Here is an 18,959-nt window from a genome sequence, read left to right as displayed (position 1 = left end):
GCGGCCTTTTTTACGTTTACTGAAAATGACTTATATCTGCAAATTGTTTTACTTTACCAAGATCTTCATCAAATTCAATTACACTAAGACTCGCGCTATGCATAAATGGCTCTCCCCATACATGTTCAATTTCAAGACCTGCAAAATGTCCTACAAGTAGTTTCGCTGCTGCAGCATGAGTAACTATTAAAATGTTTTCTCCTTTATGCTTTTCTAAAAGAAAGTGTATCCCTTCAATTACTCTTTTATAAACGGCCGCAAAGTTTTCCCCTGATGTTGACTGAAAAAGATGTGGTTCATTCCAAAATAAATGTACTTCTTCTGGATATTGCATTTCCAAATCAGCAATTGTTTGTCCTTCCCATATCCCCATATTTATTTCATAGAAACGTTCATCTTCTATAATTGGAATATCGCGTTCCCCTTTAATCAATTCAGCAGTATGACGTGTTCTTTCGCTTGGACTACTATATATGGCATGGAGTGGTAAATCCTTCATACGCTCCCCTAATTGTTTCGCTTGTAACATACCATTTTCAGTTAAAGCTGAATTTTTCCGTCCTTGCATTCGCTTCGCTACATTCCATTCTGTTTCACCGTGCCTTGTTACATATACAGTTGTTTTCATTTCCCATTCCCCCTTATCAATTTGGTCGTAATTCCCATGGTTCTATTTGCCCCACAATCCATTCATTGCAATTACTTTCAATCCCATTAATTACTCCATCTGATATTTCTTGATGAGTAAGCCACCTTCCGAATGTATCTTCTAAAATAAAACCTAATATAATTCTATGATACAGGCAAAGCGTACCACCTATTTTCCCTGTATTCATACGCGATACTTTACTGCCTAAAATATGAAATAAACTGTATGTCTCAGACGAAAATTCTATCTCCTTACAAATGAGTGATAACGCATACTTTGCACTTGAATGTATCCATGCCACAACTAATGTTATGGGACCATTTCTCTCAATTGTACCTTTAATAGCTATCTTTACTTCGTCATTATTATGATAATCTAACGGAAGGCATGTGATATTTTCTGGTGCAGAACTTGCTCGCTTCACATATTCTAATTTCACTTCATCTCGTCCAATAATAGAAACATGGAATCCTTGCTCACAAAGCCACATAGAAACTTTCTTTAACATCCCTGTTCCCCCGATTACAAGTGCATGCAAATACTCTTCCTCCCTAGTAAAATGTCATATGTGGTTTTGCTTCCCTATAATAATTTAAACGGTCTTGCAGTGTCCCTGAATGAAACTCGAACTTGTGACCGTCAGGATCAACAAAATATATAGACTCACAATCCCTCACATTACGTTCTCTTCCTTGTAAAATATGAACATTATTTTCTTCTAACCGATGTAAAAGGCGTTCAAAATCTTTTTGTTCAACAGAAAATGCGAGGTGCGTATAAGATTGATAAATCTCCTTTCTTGGAATATGTGCCTCTTCGTTCAGTGCTATCCATACTCCACATATATTGAAATATGCAAGTTTTCTCCCTTTAACTAATAGTTCTCCTTCTAGCACTCTTTCATAAAACAGAATAGAGTTTTCTAAATTTGATACTGAAAAACAAAGATGATTGATTCCTTTCAACACTCCACGTTCCTCCTTAAACAAATAAAAGATGAGCGAAAATTCACTCATCTTTTATTATACTATTTTTTTGTAATATATGCCCATTTATAACTGAAGTCGCCACCGAACGTATGGTTAGCAATACCATTTACATACGTCTTCTCTAAGTAAGCTGTACTTTGTTGGTACGTAGGAGAGATTGCAACATCTTGACCAATTAAGATTTTTTCAGCTTCTGCAAGTGCTTTCCAGCGTGCTGCGTCATCTTTTAGTAGTTCTCCTTTTGATTTCGCTACTAAATCATCATACTTCGGATTTGAATAATCCATTTCATTAAATGAACTTCCAGTAACGAACATATCAATATATGTCATTGGGTCTGGATAATCTGGACTCCATGCAGATAATGAGAATTCATATTGAAATTTCTTTTCTAAATCTAACTTCTGCTTATATGGTTGTTGCTTCAAATTCACTTTAATACCTGGTAAGTTTTTCTCTAATTCTTCTTTAATAAAGTCGCCCACTTTTTTACGACTACCGTTATCATCATTTAGTAATTCTACTGTAATTGTATCTTGACCAAGTTCTTTCTTCGCTTCTTCCCACAGTTTTTTTGCTTTCGCAGCATTATCTTTACTGTCACGGAAATTTTTATTTACAGTACGGAAGTCTTTTCCATCTGGTCCTGTCGTAAACTTTTCAGGTACTAAGAAATACGCTGGCAATGATCCATCATTCAAAATTACTTCCGCAATTCCTTTTTTATCGTACGCTAAATCAATCGCCTCACGAACCTTTTGATTTTTAAACGTTGCATTTTTTTGATTAAAACGTAGGAAATACATACGTGGGTCTAGCTTCGTTTTAAATTCATCTGGTTTATTCTTTTTATATTTGTCTACAAACTCAGAACTTAAAATGACACGGTCTGCTTGATCACTATCATATAAATTTACCCCAGTACTTGTCTCTTTTACTATACCCACATTAATTTCTTGTAATTTTACAGCATCTTTATCCCAATAATTTGGGTTTTTCTTTAACTGGTAACTTTGTTCATGTTTCCATTCACTCATTGTAAATGGTCCATTGTACAATAATTTATCTGCTTCTAATCCGTATTTATCCCCTTGTTCTTTTACATACTTTTCATTTAATGGGAAGAATGTAGGGAACGAAGTAAGCTCAAGGAAATAAGGTGCTGGTTGCTCTAATTCTACTACCAACGTTTTATCATCCTTCGCTTTAACACCTAATTGATCCGACGGTACTTCTCCTTTATTTACTTTCTGTGCATTTTTCACATCAAATAAAATAAATGCATATTCTGCTGCTATTGCTTTATCTAATGTACGTTGCCATGCATATACAAAATCTTGCGCTCGAACTGGATCACCATTTGACCATTTTGCATCACGTAATTCAAATGTATATGTCTTTTTATCTTCACTAATCTTCACATCTTTGGCCATACCTGGAGTTGGTTTATTATCTTTATCTAGACGATATAATCCTTCCATTGCATTTACAAATACACGGAAAGATACAGAATCTGTTGATTTAGATGTATCCATTGAAGGAATTTCAGCTGTTTCTAGCAAATTTAAAACTTGTTTATCTGCCATTCCCTTACTTGATTCTTTCTTCGTTGTCGAAGCCTTCTCCCCATTCCCACATCCCGCAATCAGTACACTAGTCGATAACGCAAGTGCAGCAATTGTTGTTGTCTTTCTCTTCATTCTTCCTTCCCCCAATCTATATGTATAAGTTAAAACTTGTATAATATATTTTATTATACAAAAGATTCTGATTATTTTAAATATTTATTTTCATAAAAAGAAAAAAAGCGGTCAGAAATTGCTTTCCCTCCGCTTTGTTGAATAGCATTTACTTGTAAGCCATCCTCTATATCAAATGGATTTTGAACTTTAAATATTTCCTCCATTATTTTCAAAAACTCTTCTTCATTTTTAGATTCACCGTTAATCGTAAGTGAATATGGTTCCACTTCTCCCAATTTATAATCAACAATAAATTGAATTGTCACCTTTTTCCTTGGCATCTCAGGACTCTCCCCCTGAAATTCTACTAATTCTAATCCTTCCGTTCCACGATAGTATATCCATCCTGAATTTTGAAAATAATTTTCGAACGATTCACCAATTGAAAAGACTGGATATTCATAAAGCGAGCTTGTACGAACTTTTTGAATAATATCCCGATCAGTTGGGAAAAAGAAATGACTGAGCAAAATACTAGCAACTGCTAACATTGTAACGATCGTTGCTCCCATTTTACTCGTTCCTCCACTATCACGAATGAGATAATTTTCAACCGATTCATCTTTAATTTCACGTGCCTTTATGCGGTATATACGTCTTTCTGCAAATTGATAATATAATCCATTCGCAAAAATCCCTAGCCCGAATAAGATAAAAACGAGTAATAAAAACGTAAGAGGCACCATATTAATGATTGGCAATGCTACGTTGAAGCCCATATAATATGAAAACGCATCACACACTACTAATAACAGTATTAATAGTGCAGCAGGTAAATAATACTTACGATAGCCAAGCCAACCTACATTAAAAATAGCAGCCCAACCATTCCAGCTCCATTTTGCAATTCGCTTATTTTCAAGCTCCCATTTTTTTTGTAGTACGGATATTGTCTCCCTACATATTCTTCTAATTCTTTGTCTATTAGCGAGCTTCCTTCACCTTGTTTATTATGCAGTTTTTGCTGACAGTTTGCACAATTTAACTGTTCATTCGCACAAGGTTGCCCACAATTTATACATTCCAAAACAATCCCTCTTTCCATTCATACTTCATTTCAAAATACCTTCGTGTTTTAACAGCCACTCTTTCCTCCATAAACCACCCGCATACCCTACAAGCTTTCCACTCTTTCCTATTACACGGTGACACGGAACGATAATTGAAATGGGATTACGACTGTTTGCTCCTCCTATTGCTCGTACAGCTTTCGTATTACCAACCTTCTCCGCAATATCTAAATATGAAGCACTTACGCCATAAGGAATAGTGTAGAGCGCATCCCATACATTTTTTTGAAATGACGTTCCCTCTGCAGACAGTGGTACAGTAAACTCTTTTCTTTTTCCTTTAAAATATTCATCTAGCTCATTTATACATTGATCTATCATTTCATTTGTATTTTCTTCTTGTCGTTCATCAACAAATATAACAGACGTAATTCCTTCTTCGTTCGCTGTAATTTCTAGCAAACCTAATTCACTTTCATAATAAGCCTGGTACATATGTCATCCTCCAATTCAGTTCATATTAGTCATTGTAACACGAATAGACATAATTTTTCGTATAAGCGTTTTATTAGAGAAACAAAAAAGAGAATGGTAAAATATAAGAAAATTCAATCAAGGAGGCTATTTGATGCATTCCAAACTTTTTTCACCCTACACAATTAAGGATGTTATACTAAAAAACCGTATCGTCATGTCGCCTATGTGTATGTATTCTTCTGAAAATGAGGATGGAAAAGTAACGAATTTCCACCTCGTTCATTATGGAACTAGGGCTGCCGGTCAAGTCGGTTTAGTTATAATTGAAGCAACAGCTGTGTTACCTGAAGGTCGCATTTCTAACAAAGATTTAGGTATTTGGGACGACAGTCTAATTGAAGGATTACATACAGCGACAACTTTTATACATGATAATGGTGCAAAAGCTGCCATTCAACTCGCTCACGCCGGAAGAAAAGCTGAGTTAGAAACAGATGCGTTAGCACCTTCAGCAATTCCATTTAATGAAACAATGAAAATACCACTGGAAATGAGTAAAGAGCAAATTAAAGACACCGCACTAGCTTTTCAAAAGGCTGCACTGCGTTCAAAACAAGCTGGATTTGACGTTATTGAAATACATGGCGCTCACGGTTATCTAATTAACGAATTTCTTTCTCCACTTTCCAATAAACGAACGGATGAATATGGCGGTTCATCTGAAAACCGCTATCGTTTCTTACGTGAAATCATCGAATCTATAAATGAAGTTTGGGACGGACCGTTATTTGTTCGTATTTCAGCAAATGATTATCATCCTGACGGGCTAACCGTTCAAGATTACGTTCAGTATTCAAAATGGATGAAAGAACAAGGAGTAGATTTAATCGATTGTAGTTCTGGTGCAGTTGTACCGACACATATTGATGTTTATCCTGGTTACCAAGTACAATATGCTAAACATATTAAAGAACATGCTAACATTGCAACTGGGGCAGTTGGATTAATTACGACTGGGGCACAGGCAGAGCAAATATTAAATAATAACGAAGCAGATTTAATTTTTATCGGACGTGAGTTACTTCGCAATCCGTACTTCCCAAGAATAGCCGCAAATGAACTTGGTTTTGAATTGCAAGAACCGTATCAATATAAGCGGGCTCCTGGGAAAATCAATATGAATAAATAAAACCGAGAAGCCATTCTTCTCGGTTTTATTTATTCTATCGTTGTAATTTCATTTGAATTATAAATGTGGAGACCAGATTCTTCTCGCAGCGCAGTTATATACATCCCTTTCGCCACATCTTTAGCTGAAATTGGTTTATACTTTTTGAAAGCCCCTTTAAATATAAAAGGAATAATTCGAGTTAACTTTTCAGCCATTCGTTCACCAAAACGAAACTCTTGTCGATTTCCAACTAATAAAGACGGCCTAAAAATATGAATACCACCAATCACTAACTTTTGCAATTCCTCTTCCATTTTCCCTTTTACTTGTGAATAAAAGAAAAATGATTTAGGATTTGCTCCCATCGAAGACACAACAAGGAAGTTTTGCACCCCTTGCTTTTCAGCTAAACAAGCAGCTCGTAACGTATATTCATAATCTACTTTTTTGAAATTCGCCTTTGTTTTTGCTTTTTTTATTGTTGTTCCTAGACAACTAAAAACATCATCTACTGCAAAAAATTCTTTATATTCTTCTAATGCCGAATAATCTACTTTCTTCTGCTGTAACTTCTCATGTTGCCATTGCATTGGTTCTCTTACAAAAATAGTAACCGAATCGTAGTAATCTGATTCAAGTAATAGACGCGTTATCTCTTGTCCAACTAAACCACTTGCACCAAGTACTAACGCTGTTCGCTTATTCATATATGCATATACCTCTTATTTTACTTTTCTCTCCTTCAGTGACATGCAACTTTTAGGAGTTTCCTTCTTTTTATTTTACCATAAGTAAAGCACTATGCGTATGCATAGTGCTTTACTTACTCTTTTTTCTTTTCTTTCTCTGGTAATTTCGTTATCGTTGATGCATTCCCTAAATTACTTATTAAGCGTCTTAAAAAGATTAAAACGAAAGATAATGGCAATACTACCGCTAATATCAATAAGATAGCTTCCATTAAATATCCCAAGCGCTCATCCCCCTCTTCACCTTCCTTTCAAATATATGAAAGCAGCGTTGTCACATATGCATGTATTCACAAAAATAATACATCTATATTTGACAACTTTATAACAAAATCAAATCGTAATGATTATTATTTATTGCAACTTTATGAAAGATGTATTATACTAAGTTCGCAAACTAAAACGTAATTATTCCGTTTTGTATTAAAATGATATTTTTCTTCTATAATTGAAGATATATCCGTAAAAAAAGAAAAGAGGAGAACTTCATGCCTAAAAGATTGACTATATTTTCATTCTTACTTATTTTCACTTTAATTTTTACTGGCTGCTCAAATAAAAAAGAAGGTACTGCCAAGAAAGATGGAAAGCTAACTGTTTATACAACTATCTTCCCTCTTGCAGATTTCGCAAAAAAAATTGGTGGCGACTATGTAACAGTAGAAGCAATTTACCCTCCTGGTGCCGATTCACATACATTTGAACCGAGTCAAAAACAAACAGTACAAGTTGCAAAAGCCGATTTATTCGTTTATAACGGTGCTGAATTAGAACCATTTGCTGAGAAGATGGAAAAAACATTACAAAAAGAAAATGTTAAAATTGTAAATGCATCAAAAGGAATTAAACTTCGTGCTTCTTCTGAAGAAGAACATCACGATCACGGAGATGGTCATAAAGAAGATGATCACCATCATGATAAAGACCCGCATGTTTGGATAGACCCTACTCTTGCGATGAAACAAGCTGAAAAAATCAAAAATGCTCTTGTGGAATTACAACCTGACCATAAACAAGAATTCGAGAAAAACTTTGCAGCACTTCAAACTAAATTTACCGATTTAGACGATCAATTTAAAGCTGCTGTAGCAAATGCGAAAACGAAAGAAATTTTAGTTTCTCATGCTGCTTATGGTTATTGGGAACAACGCTATGGTTTAAAACAGATTCCTATCGCCGGAATTTCAGCTTCTGATGAGCCATCTCAAAAAGAGCTTGCTGACATTACAAAAACAGTAAAAGAACACGGTCTAAAATATATTTTATTTGAAACTTTCTCTACGCCAAAAGTCGCATCAGTTATTCAAAAAGAAACTGGTACAACAGTTTTACGCTTAAATCACCTTGCTACTATTTCTGAAGATGATGCGAAAAACAATAAAGATTACTTTACTTTAATGGAAGAAAACGTAAACACATTGAAAGAAGCAACAAACTAATTTACTATATTTTCCAAGCAGCTGAATCTATTGTTCAGCTGCCTTTTTATGTATGTATCCTTGACTTGACCAAAATAACAAGTAAAATTATCCATATTAGCTTTAAGCTATACTCTTTTAGAAGGTGAGTTGGAATTATGAATCTTCACATTTGTGAAGTAACAGCAAAAAATTGGCGTTCAGTAGCTGCTTTAAACGTCGCAAAAAACCAGCAGCAATTTATTGAAAGTAATGCGTTTTCTTTAGCAGAATCATTATATGAAGGAAACGGGACGTCAGTAGGTTTATATGATGGAGAAACACTTGTTGGATACGCAATGTACGGTTGGTATTCAAAAAAACACGAAAGCATCTGGTTAGATCGTTTTATGATTGACCAACACCATCAAGGAAAAGGATACGCAAAACGTTTCCTCCGCTTACTCATTCAATTTTTACAACAACAATTTACATGTAAAATAATTTACTTAAGTTTACATCCGGACAACAAACTTGCCATGGGCCTATATGAATCATTTGGTTTCCATTTAAACGGGGATATTGATGATGAGGGTCCAGTTGTAGGTGTTGTAATGGAGTTACTAATAAACGAAAACACAAGCCTGTGAAAACAGGCTTTTTATTATATATTTATCAATGTTATTTTCTATTTTCCGTTTCTTTCCCTTATGTGTTTCGTTATTGAAATCTAGTACAATCTCAATAGAATGCTCATAAAAAAATAAGCCTGCAGTTGACGCAGACTTATTTCACACACTCCCCAAAATGTTCTTGGAACCATTCTTTATTAATATCTTTACCGATAAATACGACTTCACTTACTCGCTTTTCACCCTCTTGCCACTCTCTATCATACGAAGCAGCAAATAATGTATGTACACCTTGGAACACGATACGTTTATCTACTCCATCGATAGATAAAATCCCTTTATAACGATATAAATACTCCCCTAGCTCTTGCACGACAGCTGACATCCACTCATTTAGTTTTTGTAAATCTAACGGACGCTCTTCACGTAGTACAAATGATTTTACACCTTCTAAATGATTCTGCTCTTTATGAGGATAAATTTGTAACGTATCTTTCGTTTTAAACGTTTGAATTTGTAATAATGATGGTATATCTACCTCACAGTTAGTTGCCTCGATTAGCTTTGCAGTGGGGTTAATACCTTGCAGTTCATGCAAAAGATTTTCCTTTTCACTTTCTTCAATTAAATCTAATTTATTCACCAACACTACATCAGCAAATGCAATTTGTTCCTTTGCTTCTAGTCCCTTTTCAAAATGTTTATGTATATGGTAACTATCTACTACCGTTACAACGCCATTAATTTGGTATGCAGATTGAATAACAGGATCTAAAAAGAATGTTTGAATAATCGGGCCTGGATTTGCAAGACCTGTTGTTTCAATTACTAAGCCTTCAAAGTCCATTTTCCCTTCTGCTTTTACGTCCAGTAATTGTTTTAACGCAACGAGTAAATCTTCACGTACAGTACAACATAGACAACCGTTAGTCATTTCCATAATTTCTTCTTCAACATTCATAATCAACTGATTATCGATACCAATTTGTCCTATTTCATTTACAATCACCGCTAATTTCTTACCGTGATTTTCTGATAAAATACGATTTAATAAAGTCGTTTTCCCTGATCCAAGAAAACCAGTTAATATTGTTACTGGAATCATCCCTTACATCTCCTTATAGCTATATGTGTCTACATTATAGCATATAGAGAAAATCGTTTTTGTAGCAAAACATATTTATTGTTTGTACGCTCCTCAAACTATATAATAATATGTAGTAAGAAAGCCTTTTCAAAATAATAATCATTCATCAAGGAGGTACTTATAATGGAACGAGTTCAAATGGCCGAAACACTAGAATTTTCTCGTATTATTCAAGGATTTTGGCGTTTAGCAGAATGGAATATGACGAAACAAGAGTTACTTTCTTTCATTGAAGAATGTATGGATATGGGGATTACTACTTTCGATCACGCTGATATTTATGGTGGATATACGTGTGAAGGGCTGTTTGGAGAAGCTTTACAACTAAAGCCTTCCTTACGAGAAAACATGCAAATTGTTACCAAGTGTGGAATCGCTCCCCCATCACCGAAATTTCCAGAGCGATATGTTGCTCACTACAATACGAATGCTGAACATATCATAAAGAGTGCGGAGGATTCATTACAAAACTTACATACAGATTATATTGATGTATTACTCATCCATCGTCCTGATCCATTTATGGATCCAAATGAAGTGGCAGAAGCGTTCTCACGCTTAAAGCAAGAAGGAAAGGTTCGTTACTTCGGTGTATCTAACTTTTTACCTCCACAGTTTCATATGTTAAGTTCATATTTAAATTTCCCGCTCATTACAAATCAAATCGAAGTATCTGCGCTGCAGCTTGAGCACTTTGAAAAAGGTACAATTAATTTATGCCAAGAAAAACGAATCAATCCAATGATTTGGTCACCTCTTGCTGGTGGCGAAATCTTTACCGGTCAAACTGAACGTGCTGTACGTGTACGTGAAACTGTACAAAAAGTTGCTAATGAGCTAGGTGTTACTAGCATCGATACGATTATGTATGCATGGCTGCTTGCTCATCCAGCTAACATGATGCCAATCGTTGGCTCTGGGAAATTAGATCGTGTAAAAACGGCCGCTCTTGCTACAAAAGTTAACTTAGATCGTCAACAATGGTTTACAATTTTTGAAAGCTCTAACGGTCATCCTGTACCATAATATGAAAAAGAAGAGCTGTTTCTTTACAGCTCTTCTTTTTCATATGTATTTCTCGTCATTGCAAATACACACATATCCCTTAATCCATTTTCATCTACCGCAACACTAGCACTTTCTAAAATACCCTCTAATTTAAAACCTAATTTCTCAGGTATCGCTCTACTCTTTTTATTTAGAGCATCACAACGAATTTCTACGCGGTTTGCTTTCAGTTCAGAAAAAGCATAATCCGTTATACCTTTCGCAGCCTCTACCATATAGCCTTTTCCACTAAATCTCGAATCAATCCAATATCCGATTTCAAATTGAGGTATATCCCAATTAATACGATGTAATCCGGCAGATGCAATAAATTCACCTGTTTCTTTCGAAAATACTAGTAATCTTAAATCCTCACGTTGCAAAAATTGAATATGTGATTTTCTAATACTTTCTTCTACTTCTTCCTCTGTTTGCTCTTTCTGTGCAAAAACCATCCAAGGTTTTAATTCTTGTATTGAAGCTTGAATTGCGTCATATACAACTTTACCATCGCCTGGTTTCGGCATTCGAATAAAAAGCCTGTCAGTATAAAATTCAGAAGGAAAATCAAATAATAACGGATTCACTGTAAACACTCCCTATAATTCTTTTATATATAATAATATCCATCTCAAGTTGTACAGTAAAGAAATTTCTGAATTTTAAATGTTTTATTCGTTCACTTCCACCGCTACACGAACTCCAGACTCAATCGCACCTTGAATCCATCCGTGATATAACGTTGTATGATCTCCAGCAAAGAATATTTTCCCCTCTGGTTTTACAATCACTGGTTGTAGCTCAGATTCTTGACCAGCTTGAAAAAGAGCAAATCCTCCAAGTGCATATGGATCCAATGTCCAACTTTTTGATATTCCAGACATGAATTCATCATATACTTGACCACCTAATATCGTTGCTAAGTTGTGTAATGTGTAATAAATACGATCCCCCTTCGATAACCCATCCCATAGTAACGCATCATAAGACCATGTATAGCTTCCTAACATCATAGCAGCTCCTTTCTGTCCAATTCCATAGCTTGGATAATAGGCGTAACGAATTGGCAAATCTGTTATAATTCTGCCACCTAATTGCCCTTGTTCTTCCCAAAATCGACTTTTAAATTGAATGCCTATTTTCGTCGCAGGCATATAATGCAATTCACGAATTGCTTTCCACTTTTCATGAGATATAGAGTCAAATGGATCTACTTCCACAAAACGCATTGTCGAAAACGGAATTGTAACAATAACTAAATCCCCTGTAATACTACTATATTCAAAAGTTTCCTCGTTTCGATAGAAAGCCGTCACACCGTTATCGTGTTGATGTAGCTTCATTAATTTTTGATTATAAATAATATTTTCTTCTAATTGCGGTAAAAAAGATTTTGGTAATCTATCGTTTCCACCTATTATTTCACAAAATCCGCTCTCCTCTTGCATAATGTATAAAAAACGTAACGTCTCAACGAATGACCTTTCTAAAAAACCTTCTAAATCTAATAAAACACCAATCATCTCAATCGTTATTGGTGAAAAATACGTATTATATTGATAAGGATGGTACTTTAAAAATTGTCCTGTAGAGTATCTTCCAAAATCCTTTACTACAACATCCCAATTTTTCTCTGGATTCTTTTTTATAAAATTTATAATGGGCTGTACCGCTAACAATAATAGTTCCTCAGACGTTTTCCCAACTTCATTCATTTCCACAGGATATCTTAAAATACTTGGATCTTTTTCGTATTGTTTTAATGTCGTTTTCCGACCATTTACGTAGATGATATCTGTCTCATTCCTATTAATAAAAGGACTCACCTGTAACCCAAACTTTCTTATATATGCCATCGTTAACGTGTGCGAATATGGAATTCTCATTGCCCCAACATCTAAATATAATCCGGTATCTTCCATTCTAACTGTCTCTATGCGGCCGCCTACACGATTGTTTGCTTCAAAAACCTTCACTTCATGTCCTGCAGCCTTTAATAAAGATGCCGAAACTAATCCAGCCATGCCTGCCCCTACTACAATAATTTGTTTCGGACGTGTCGTCTTATTCAATCCCTTATTTATAACTTGTAACGTTTCATCCATCTCAGTGTTATACATTAAATCTTTCTGCACAATTCCACCCCTTACTTCATAAAGTGAAACTATAATCAGTGGGTGTTCTTCCCCCACTGATTATTAGTTGAACCAATCGGGCTTTTATGGGCAGTTAATCTCCCACCTAACTTCATTGCTCCAGCCGAATTTTGAGGTGGGAGTTTTACTGCCCGTTAATGCGGGATAAAATGCGCATTAGTGGTTTAGTGCATTTTATTCATAAATCCCCATAAACATAACACCATTGTAATTTGAATATTCACTAAAAATACATAAGAGACAGACCTCACATCTCTTTATGCTTCGTATAATATAGCAACTGCAACGAAGGAGTGGTTGAAAATGAAACAGACTTATGATTACCAGGCTACAAAAAAACATCTAGAATTAAAGAAACAAAACTTATGTAAAAAACTTAGCAATAAGAGACTATCTGAAAAAGAACGTGAACAGCTAAAATGTGAAATTGACAACTATGAATATATTTTAAACTTAGTCGAAATGAATCATTATGAACGGGGATTTTCTCGTTAAAAGCGGATATAAAATGATCCGCTTTTCATTTTGAGCATTTCATTACGCATTTTTCGTAAGTAAATATATAATAGGGTGTACATTAAGATTGAGAGGTATATTCTATGATCAAATTAAGTGTATTAGACCAATCACCTATTTCAGATGGTAGCACAGCAATCCAAGCTATTTCACATACAGTTACGCTTGCACAAGAAGTGGAAAAACTCGGATTCACACGTTTTTGGGTATCCGAGCATCATAATTCCGTAAGCTTAGCTGGTTCAAGTCCAGAAATACTTATTTCTCATATTGCAGCGAAAACAGGACATATGAGAGTTGGTTCGGGTGGTGTTATGTTGCCGCATTATAGCCCATATAAAGTTGCCGAGAATTTCCGTGTTTTAGAAGCACTTTATCCAAACCGCATCGACCTTGGTGTTGGTAGAGCACCTGGTGGTATGCCAATAGCAACTCGCGCACTACAAGAAGGAAAAATGGTCTCACTTGATCAATACCCAGAACAAGTTACAGATGTTGCAATGTATTTACATGATCAAGTACCAGAAAATCATCATTATGCAAATTTAAAGGCTACTCCAGTTATTCCAACATCACCTGAAATGTGGATGCTCGGTTCTAGCGGAGAGAGCGCTAAAATTGCGGCGCACAACGGAGCTTCTTTTGCATTTGCACAATTTATTAATGGCTTCGGAGGCCCAGAAGTTATGAGGGCTTACCAGGAACAATTTCAACCTTCCTATTTAGGAGATAAACCAAAATCAATTGTCGCGATTTTTGTTATTTGCGGAGAAACAAATGAAGAGGCAGAAAAAATTGCTTCTAGTTTAGATTTATCAATCTTATTACTAGAGCAAGGAAAACGAACGACTGGTACACCTTCTATCGAAACTGCTCAAAATTATTCATACAGCGCGTATGATTTATTCCGTATAAAAGAAAATCGTCAACGTATGATCGTAGGTGATCCAACTTCTGTGAAAGAAAAAATAGTAAATTTAAGTAAAGCGTACAATACTGACGAATTTATGGTTGTCACGATTACTCATCAATTTGAACATAAATTAAATTCTTATCGCTTACTAGCAAATGCTTTTAATTTATAATTGTAAAAGGGAGATACATCAACGACGATGTATCTCCCTTTCTTACTATTTATTGTTTTTACTTCCTATATATTCAATAGCTTCTTTTAATAACTCATCAAAATGATTAGGATAATCATGATTTAAGTTAGGCACAATTTTATACTTATGCTCTATATTCTTATCTCTTAATAATCGTACAAATTGCTGCGTGCATTCGAAACAATCTTCATCTTGATCCCCGCATACTATATATCCCTTTATATGTTTATCCTGTAGCACTTCCAGCAACTCATTCCATTCTTCAATCTCTGGAAGCCACGGTGCCATAAAAATAAAACCATCTACATCTATATCTTTTTGTAAAATCGTAAGTAAAGCTACTCTTGCTCCAGCAGAAAAACCACCTATTATTACATTTTCTACTGTATGATTCTCTATAAATTTATCGTAATGCTCTTTTAATTCTTCTTTCCCTCTATGTATATCATCCCAAACAAACCCATCTGAAAATTGAATTTGCGAAGACTGTGGTAACGCTAACGTATAATCTTGTGTAATAACTGATTTCCAATATGGTTCTATTATTCCTATATTTTCTTGATCACCATGCATTGTAACTAGTAGATTTCCCTTTTCCTCGCTGTAAATATATTTCACATCTGCTCGTTCTGTTTTCTTTGCTACTTCTTCTCTTTCTTTACATAATTGAACCATTTTATGAAACTCTTCAAACTTATGTAGTGGTTTTAAATCGTCGTCGGAAATTAAATATTCATTTCCATACCAAAATCCATTCTCTATAATAGCTTCCTTCATTACATGCAAAGCTTCTTCTTCAAGTCCTGCTGCACTTGCTAGTGCATATTTAAAATTATATATTTGTGCCTCATTACCTATTACACCTTTAGCATGTTCCATTATATACGTATACGCTTCAAAACTTCCTTTATTTGCATAACAACGTAAAGTTTCATTTAATAACTGGATGTAAGTCATACTATTTTTCATATACCAATCCCCCGAAACCGTTTATAATATTTATTTCTCGAACTTGTATACCATCCTTTGATCATGGTATGTACATTGTTATATTCAATAACTCAACCTAACCATACTTGATCCTCAGAATGATATTTAATAATTACCGTATGTTTACGCATAATACATCACCTCTTCCTATCCAATACGTGTAGTATAAAACTAAATAGACAGAATAGTCAATATATTTTCAATCAAAAAAAGACAACAATATATTATTGTTGTTTTTTACATCTACCCGCTCTTTTGTTTTTTTCTATCCGGTTTACTTGAAACTAAATAATGTTTTTCTGAAATATATAAGTCTCTTTTTAATAGACGATTTAAGTACGGCCCTAGCTTCATTCCGCATATAAGGCGATCTTCACTACCCTCAACAATTGGAAACATTTCTTTTTCTGTTACATATTGATCTACTGCCTTTTGTACGATATCAATTTCTTTAACTAGGTTTAAATTTTCTTCTGTATGTTCAAATACCTCAAGCGTTTCCTTCGTAATAAGAAAAACATTTGTCGGAAATACAGGCAAATACGGCTTTAACAAATCATAATTTACTGTATAATCATCATTTACTAATACTGTATATACGATATTAGCATTTGTTTCTAGAAACTTAGCCATCGCTTGTTCTAATTCATCTTTCGTAATTTCCCGTTCTTCTTTTCCAGTTCTGAAAAAGCGAAACATTGCATCGCCTCCCTTTTACTATATTATAGCATAAAAGAAAACTGAAAAATCACAAAAAAATCCATTGAAAAAATTTTTCAATGGATTTTTCAAAATATATTTATTTTTATTTTAAGAATGCACTTAGCATCCATACATGCTGTTCTAATGTCGTGTGAATCGCTAGTAACATATCAGCTGATGTTTCATCGCCAGCTTCACCAGCAACTTCCATACCTTCTTTTAATTCTTGAATAAGTGCAGAGTAATCATTCACTAAAGTTTGCACCATTTCCTCAGCTGATTCCTTGCTTGTCCCCTCACTGACACTAGATGTTGCAAGATATTCTTTCATTGTCGCTAACGGTTTACCTTCTAACGCTAAAATGCGTTCTGCTAACTCATCAATATACGTCCCTGCTTCATTATAAAACTCTTCAAATTTCTCATGTAATGTAAAGAAGTGTGGTCCTGTCACATACCAGTGATAATTATGTAGTTTCACATATAACACATTCCAGTTTGCTACCTGCTTGTTTAATACTTCAACAACATTTGTATTCGTACTCATACAATCCACTCCTCTTATCGTTTTGTAATGCTTATCTTTTAATAACCTAATTACATTTTACCATACATTTCCTACCCTTTCGAATGATTGGCTCATATGTAACAAAGTTTTAACACCTTTAATATTTCCCTAATATCATACAATTCATGTATTTTTTCAACTACTTCATATGTCTAATCGTCCAAGCTGCTACATATGCATTATAGTAAGTCAAGCTCATCATAGAAGAAAGAGGGATAACATGGACAATCAACAATGGCAAGTAGCAAAGAAAGTTGCTGCTACTTATATCGGAACTGTCGTTGGAGCTGGATTTGCTACTGGACGAGAAATTGTTGAATTTTTTACAGTGAACGGATTATACGGAACAATTGGTATATGTGTAAGTGGATTTTTTTTTATTTGGCTCGGCACAAAGATGATGTTACTTTCATCACAAATCGGGGCATTTTCAGCGCAAGATTTTAACAAATATTTATTTGGAGATGTATTCGGAAATGTTGTAAATACATTATTACTACTCGTATTATTTGGTGTAACGAGCGTTATGCTATCAGGGGCTGGAGCGGTATTTGAAGAGCAACTTCGTTTACCAAGACAACTCGGTATTCTCATTACAGTTATCGCCTGTCTCATTATAGGTAGCCGCGGATTACAAGGTGTTTTTGAAGTAAATACACTTGTCGTACCTATTATGATGATATTTATTATAGGACTTGCTATTACAACCTTTTTCCACAGTACAACACCTATTAGTAATACTATTCCTGCAGAGAGCTGGAATATGAAGTGGATTACTAGCCCTATTACATATGTCGCTTTAAATCTTTCTCTCGCCCAAAGCGTTCTCGTCCCGTTAGCCGGTGAAGTAAAGGATCGAAAAGCCATTTTGTGGGGTGGAATTTTAGGTGGTGCAGGACTTTCTTTAATTTTATTATGCAGCCATTTAGCTATCTTATCAGTCGACCAATTTTATCAATACAATATCCCAATGGCTGAAGTCATAAGAAGATTTAATGCAACGTTTCACTTTTTCTTTGTTCTTATTATTTTCGGTGAAGTGTTTACAACTTTAGTTGGTAATGTGTTCGGGATGACAAAACAAATGCAATCTATCACTGGGTGGAAAAGTAACAATATTATTTTCTTCATTTTACTAATTAGTTATTGCTTTAGTTACATCGGTTACAGTGAGCTACTCCACATTCTATATCCAATCATCGGATGGGTAAGTATCGTTCTACTTCCAATCATTGCTTTTAAACAACTTCAAAAAACATAAAGAAAGCATCCATTTTATTGGATGCTTTCTTTATGTTCATTCACAATCATCACATATTTCCCAGTACGGTCCCATTTCCAATGCCAAATATGGCTTTAATTGCAATCGAATCATTCGACTAGGCATGCGCTCTAAAACAAATTGAATCCCTTCTTCATCCTCGTCTAATTCAACTTTTGAAATAGCAATTCTTTGCATAGTAGAAATAGGAATTCCATCTTTATATAAAGTGATTTTCACCTCATCATATTCATTAAAATACAATTCAATACTCATTTGATTTTTCAACATTTCATCAACAATTTCATATTTATCATTTTGTTCTTGGATTATATATTTCCAGCCACCTCTATCTTTTTTTGGAGCTGCTTGAAATAATGTCATCAAATCCTCGTATAGCATAAGATAACCCCTCTCTTACTAAAAAACGATGAGTATTTTATATACCCTTTATCTCTATCACTATCCATAGTCATTGTACCATATATCACCGTTCTTACCGTATTCATTTGCTTCATTAGTACTTACAAAATACTTATTCTATCTTCATTATTATGTTTCTTAGTCCGTTACTTACTATTCTACTGTAAGTTTTATTCAACACCTATTTTTTATTTACTCACAACAAAAAAAGGAGAGTGATATATCAC

21 protein-coding genes and 1 pseudogene are annotated in these 18,959 nt (G+C 34.6%); 7 read left to right on the top strand and 15 right to left on the bottom strand.

Translation table 11 applies throughout. From position 1 onward, the window contains the following. Positions 1–16: 16 nt before the first annotated feature. The 6 genes and pseudogenes from DPQ31_RS09925 to DPQ31_RS09900 all read right to left on the bottom strand — a co-directional run bounded on the left by DPQ31_RS09925 (position 17) and on the right by DPQ31_RS09900 (position 4,885). A complete protein-coding gene (locus DPQ31_RS09925) occupies positions 17–628 on the bottom strand; it encodes a phosphoserine phosphatase 1 (protein ID WP_000859191.1) in 612 nt (203 codons plus the stop codon). A 16-nt stretch (positions 629–644) separates the two neighbouring features. After that, the gene (locus DPQ31_RS09920) at positions 645–1,187 is read right to left on the bottom strand and encodes a short-chain dehydrogenase (RefSeq protein ID WP_097959189.1); all 543 of its coding nucleotides are present in this window, start codon (positions 1,185–1,187) and stop codon (positions 645–647) included. 13 nt (positions 1,188–1,200) lie between these two features. After that, positions 1,201–1,617 (bottom strand): FosBx1 family fosfomycin resistance bacillithiol transferase, encoded by a 417-nt coding sequence (gene fosB, locus DPQ31_RS09915; RefSeq protein ID WP_208731842.1) that lies wholly within the window; start codon positions 1,615–1,617, stop codon positions 1,201–1,203. 59 nt (positions 1,618–1,676) lie between these two features. After that, the gene (locus DPQ31_RS09910; protein ID WP_208731841.1) at positions 1,677–3,338 is read right to left on the bottom strand and encodes a peptide ABC transporter substrate-binding protein; all 1,662 of its coding nucleotides are present in this window, start codon (positions 3,336–3,338) and stop codon (positions 1,677–1,679) included. 71 nt (positions 3,339–3,409) lie between these two features. Then, positions 3,410–4,407, bottom strand: a pseudogene (locus tag DPQ31_RS09905) (DUF2628 domain-containing protein). 25 nt (positions 4,408–4,432) lie between these two features. Then, positions 4,433–4,885: a methylated-DNA--[protein]-cysteine S-methyltransferase gene (locus DPQ31_RS09900; RefSeq protein WP_000283903.1), complete on the bottom strand. Its 453-nt coding sequence runs from the start codon at positions 4,883–4,885 to the stop codon at positions 4,433–4,435. 133 nt (positions 4,886–5,018) lie between these two features. On the opposite strand from DPQ31_RS09900, the gene namA reads away from it, so the two are divergent. Beyond that, positions 5,019–6,056, top strand: coding sequence for an NADPH dehydrogenase NamA (gene namA / locus DPQ31_RS09895; protein ID WP_208731840.1), 1,038 nt, complete (start codon positions 5,019–5,021; stop codon positions 6,054–6,056). Positions 6,057–6,085: 29 nt separating this feature from the next. Here namA and DPQ31_RS09890 read toward each other — a convergent pair whose 3' ends face one another. Beyond that, on the bottom strand, positions 6,086–6,745 hold the full coding sequence (locus tag DPQ31_RS09890) for an oxidoreductase (RefSeq protein ID WP_001042745.1): 660 nt from the start codon (positions 6,743–6,745) through the stop codon (positions 6,086–6,088). Between the two features lie 116 nt (positions 6,746–6,861). Further along, positions 6,862–7,011 (bottom strand): hypothetical protein, encoded by a 150-nt coding sequence (locus DPQ31_RS09885; RefSeq protein WP_000540935.1) that lies wholly within the window; start codon positions 7,009–7,011, stop codon positions 6,862–6,864. 264 nt (positions 7,012–7,275) lie between these two features. Between DPQ31_RS09885 and DPQ31_RS09880 the strand changes: the two genes are divergently transcribed. Together DPQ31_RS09880 and DPQ31_RS09875 are read left to right on the top strand one after the other, a co-directional pair. After that, positions 7,276–8,226, top strand: coding sequence for a metal ABC transporter substrate-binding protein (locus DPQ31_RS09880; RefSeq protein WP_001126163.1), 951 nt, complete (start codon positions 7,276–7,278; stop codon positions 8,224–8,226). Between the two features lie 137 nt (positions 8,227–8,363). Then, complete coding sequence (locus tag DPQ31_RS09875) at positions 8,364–8,834, top strand: GNAT family N-acetyltransferase (RefSeq protein WP_097959184.1); 471 nt, start codon at positions 8,364–8,366, stop codon at positions 8,832–8,834. A gap of 136 nt (positions 8,835–8,970) precedes the next feature. Here the strand turns inward: DPQ31_RS09875 and DPQ31_RS09870 are convergent, their stop codons facing one another. Continuing rightward, entirely contained in the window at positions 8,971–9,921 is a 951-nt protein-coding gene (locus tag DPQ31_RS09870; RefSeq protein WP_097959183.1) for a CobW family GTP-binding protein, read from the bottom strand. Positions 9,922–10,086: 165 nt separating this feature from the next. Here DPQ31_RS09870 and DPQ31_RS09865 point away from each other — a divergent pair, with 165 nt between their 5' ends. After that, entirely contained in the window at positions 10,087–10,989 is a 903-nt protein-coding gene (locus tag DPQ31_RS09865) for an aldo/keto reductase (protein WP_208731839.1), read from the top strand. A gap of 23 nt (positions 10,990–11,012) precedes the next feature. Here the strand turns inward: DPQ31_RS09865 and DPQ31_RS09860 are convergent, their stop codons facing one another. Together DPQ31_RS09860 and DPQ31_RS09855 are read right to left on the bottom strand one after the other, a co-directional pair. Beyond that, positions 11,013–11,597 (bottom strand): GNAT family N-acetyltransferase, encoded by a 585-nt coding sequence (locus DPQ31_RS09860; RefSeq protein ID WP_097959179.1) that lies wholly within the window; start codon positions 11,595–11,597, stop codon positions 11,013–11,015. An 84-nt stretch (positions 11,598–11,681) separates the two neighbouring features. Then, positions 11,682–13,145, bottom strand: coding sequence for a flavin monoamine oxidase family protein (locus DPQ31_RS09855; protein ID WP_142307072.1), 1,464 nt, complete (start codon positions 13,143–13,145; stop codon positions 11,682–11,684). A 324-nt stretch (positions 13,146–13,469) separates the two neighbouring features. Here DPQ31_RS09855 and DPQ31_RS09850 point away from each other — a divergent pair, with 324 nt between their 5' ends. Together DPQ31_RS09850 and DPQ31_RS09845 are read left to right on the top strand one after the other, a co-directional pair. Beyond that, positions 13,470–13,661 carry a DUF3896 family protein gene (locus DPQ31_RS09850; protein WP_016108226.1) on the top strand — a complete coding sequence of 64 codons (192 nt, stop codon included), beginning with the start codon at positions 13,470–13,472 and terminating at the stop codon, positions 13,659–13,661. Between the two features lie 104 nt (positions 13,662–13,765). Then, the gene (locus DPQ31_RS09845) at positions 13,766–14,767 is read left to right on the top strand and encodes an LLM class flavin-dependent oxidoreductase (protein WP_097959177.1); all 1,002 of its coding nucleotides are present in this window, start codon (positions 13,766–13,768) and stop codon (positions 14,765–14,767) included. A 45-nt stretch (positions 14,768–14,812) separates the two neighbouring features. Here DPQ31_RS09845 and DPQ31_RS09840 read toward each other — a convergent pair whose 3' ends face one another. The 3 genes from DPQ31_RS09840 to DPQ31_RS09830 form a co-directional block, all read right to left on the bottom strand. Further along, positions 14,813–15,757 (bottom strand): alpha/beta hydrolase, encoded by a 945-nt coding sequence (locus tag DPQ31_RS09840; protein WP_000798330.1) that lies wholly within the window; start codon positions 15,755–15,757, stop codon positions 14,813–14,815. A 264-nt stretch (positions 15,758–16,021) separates the two neighbouring features. Then, positions 16,022–16,477 carry a DUF3939 domain-containing protein gene (locus DPQ31_RS09835; protein ID WP_000488204.1) on the bottom strand — a complete coding sequence of 152 codons (456 nt, stop codon included), beginning with the start codon at positions 16,475–16,477 and terminating at the stop codon, positions 16,022–16,024. Between the two features lie 106 nt (positions 16,478–16,583). Further along, positions 16,584–17,027 carry a Dps family protein gene (locus DPQ31_RS09830; RefSeq protein ID WP_000106367.1) on the bottom strand — a complete coding sequence of 148 codons (444 nt, stop codon included), beginning with the start codon at positions 17,025–17,027 and terminating at the stop codon, positions 16,584–16,586. Positions 17,028–17,268: 241 nt separating this feature from the next. Here DPQ31_RS09830 and DPQ31_RS09825 point away from each other — a divergent pair, with 241 nt between their 5' ends. Then, on the top strand, positions 17,269–18,309 hold the full coding sequence (locus DPQ31_RS09825; protein WP_000370197.1) for a YkvI family membrane protein: 1,041 nt from the start codon (positions 17,269–17,271) through the stop codon (positions 18,307–18,309). 36 nt (positions 18,310–18,345) lie between these two features. Here DPQ31_RS09825 and DPQ31_RS09820 read toward each other — a convergent pair whose 3' ends face one another. Beyond that, positions 18,346–18,711: a DUF3979 family protein gene (locus tag DPQ31_RS09820; protein ID WP_000965090.1), complete on the bottom strand. Its 366-nt coding sequence runs from the start codon at positions 18,709–18,711 to the stop codon at positions 18,346–18,348. Positions 18,712–18,959 lie beyond the last annotated feature (248 nt).

The organism is Bacillus sp. COPE52, from assembly GCF_003355115.1.
Classification (GTDB): Bacteria; Bacillota; Bacilli; order Bacillales; family Bacillaceae_G; genus Bacillus_A; species Bacillus_A toyonensis.
Note: the sequence above shows the minus strand (reverse complement) of the source record. Positions and strands in the feature narration are given on the sequence as shown.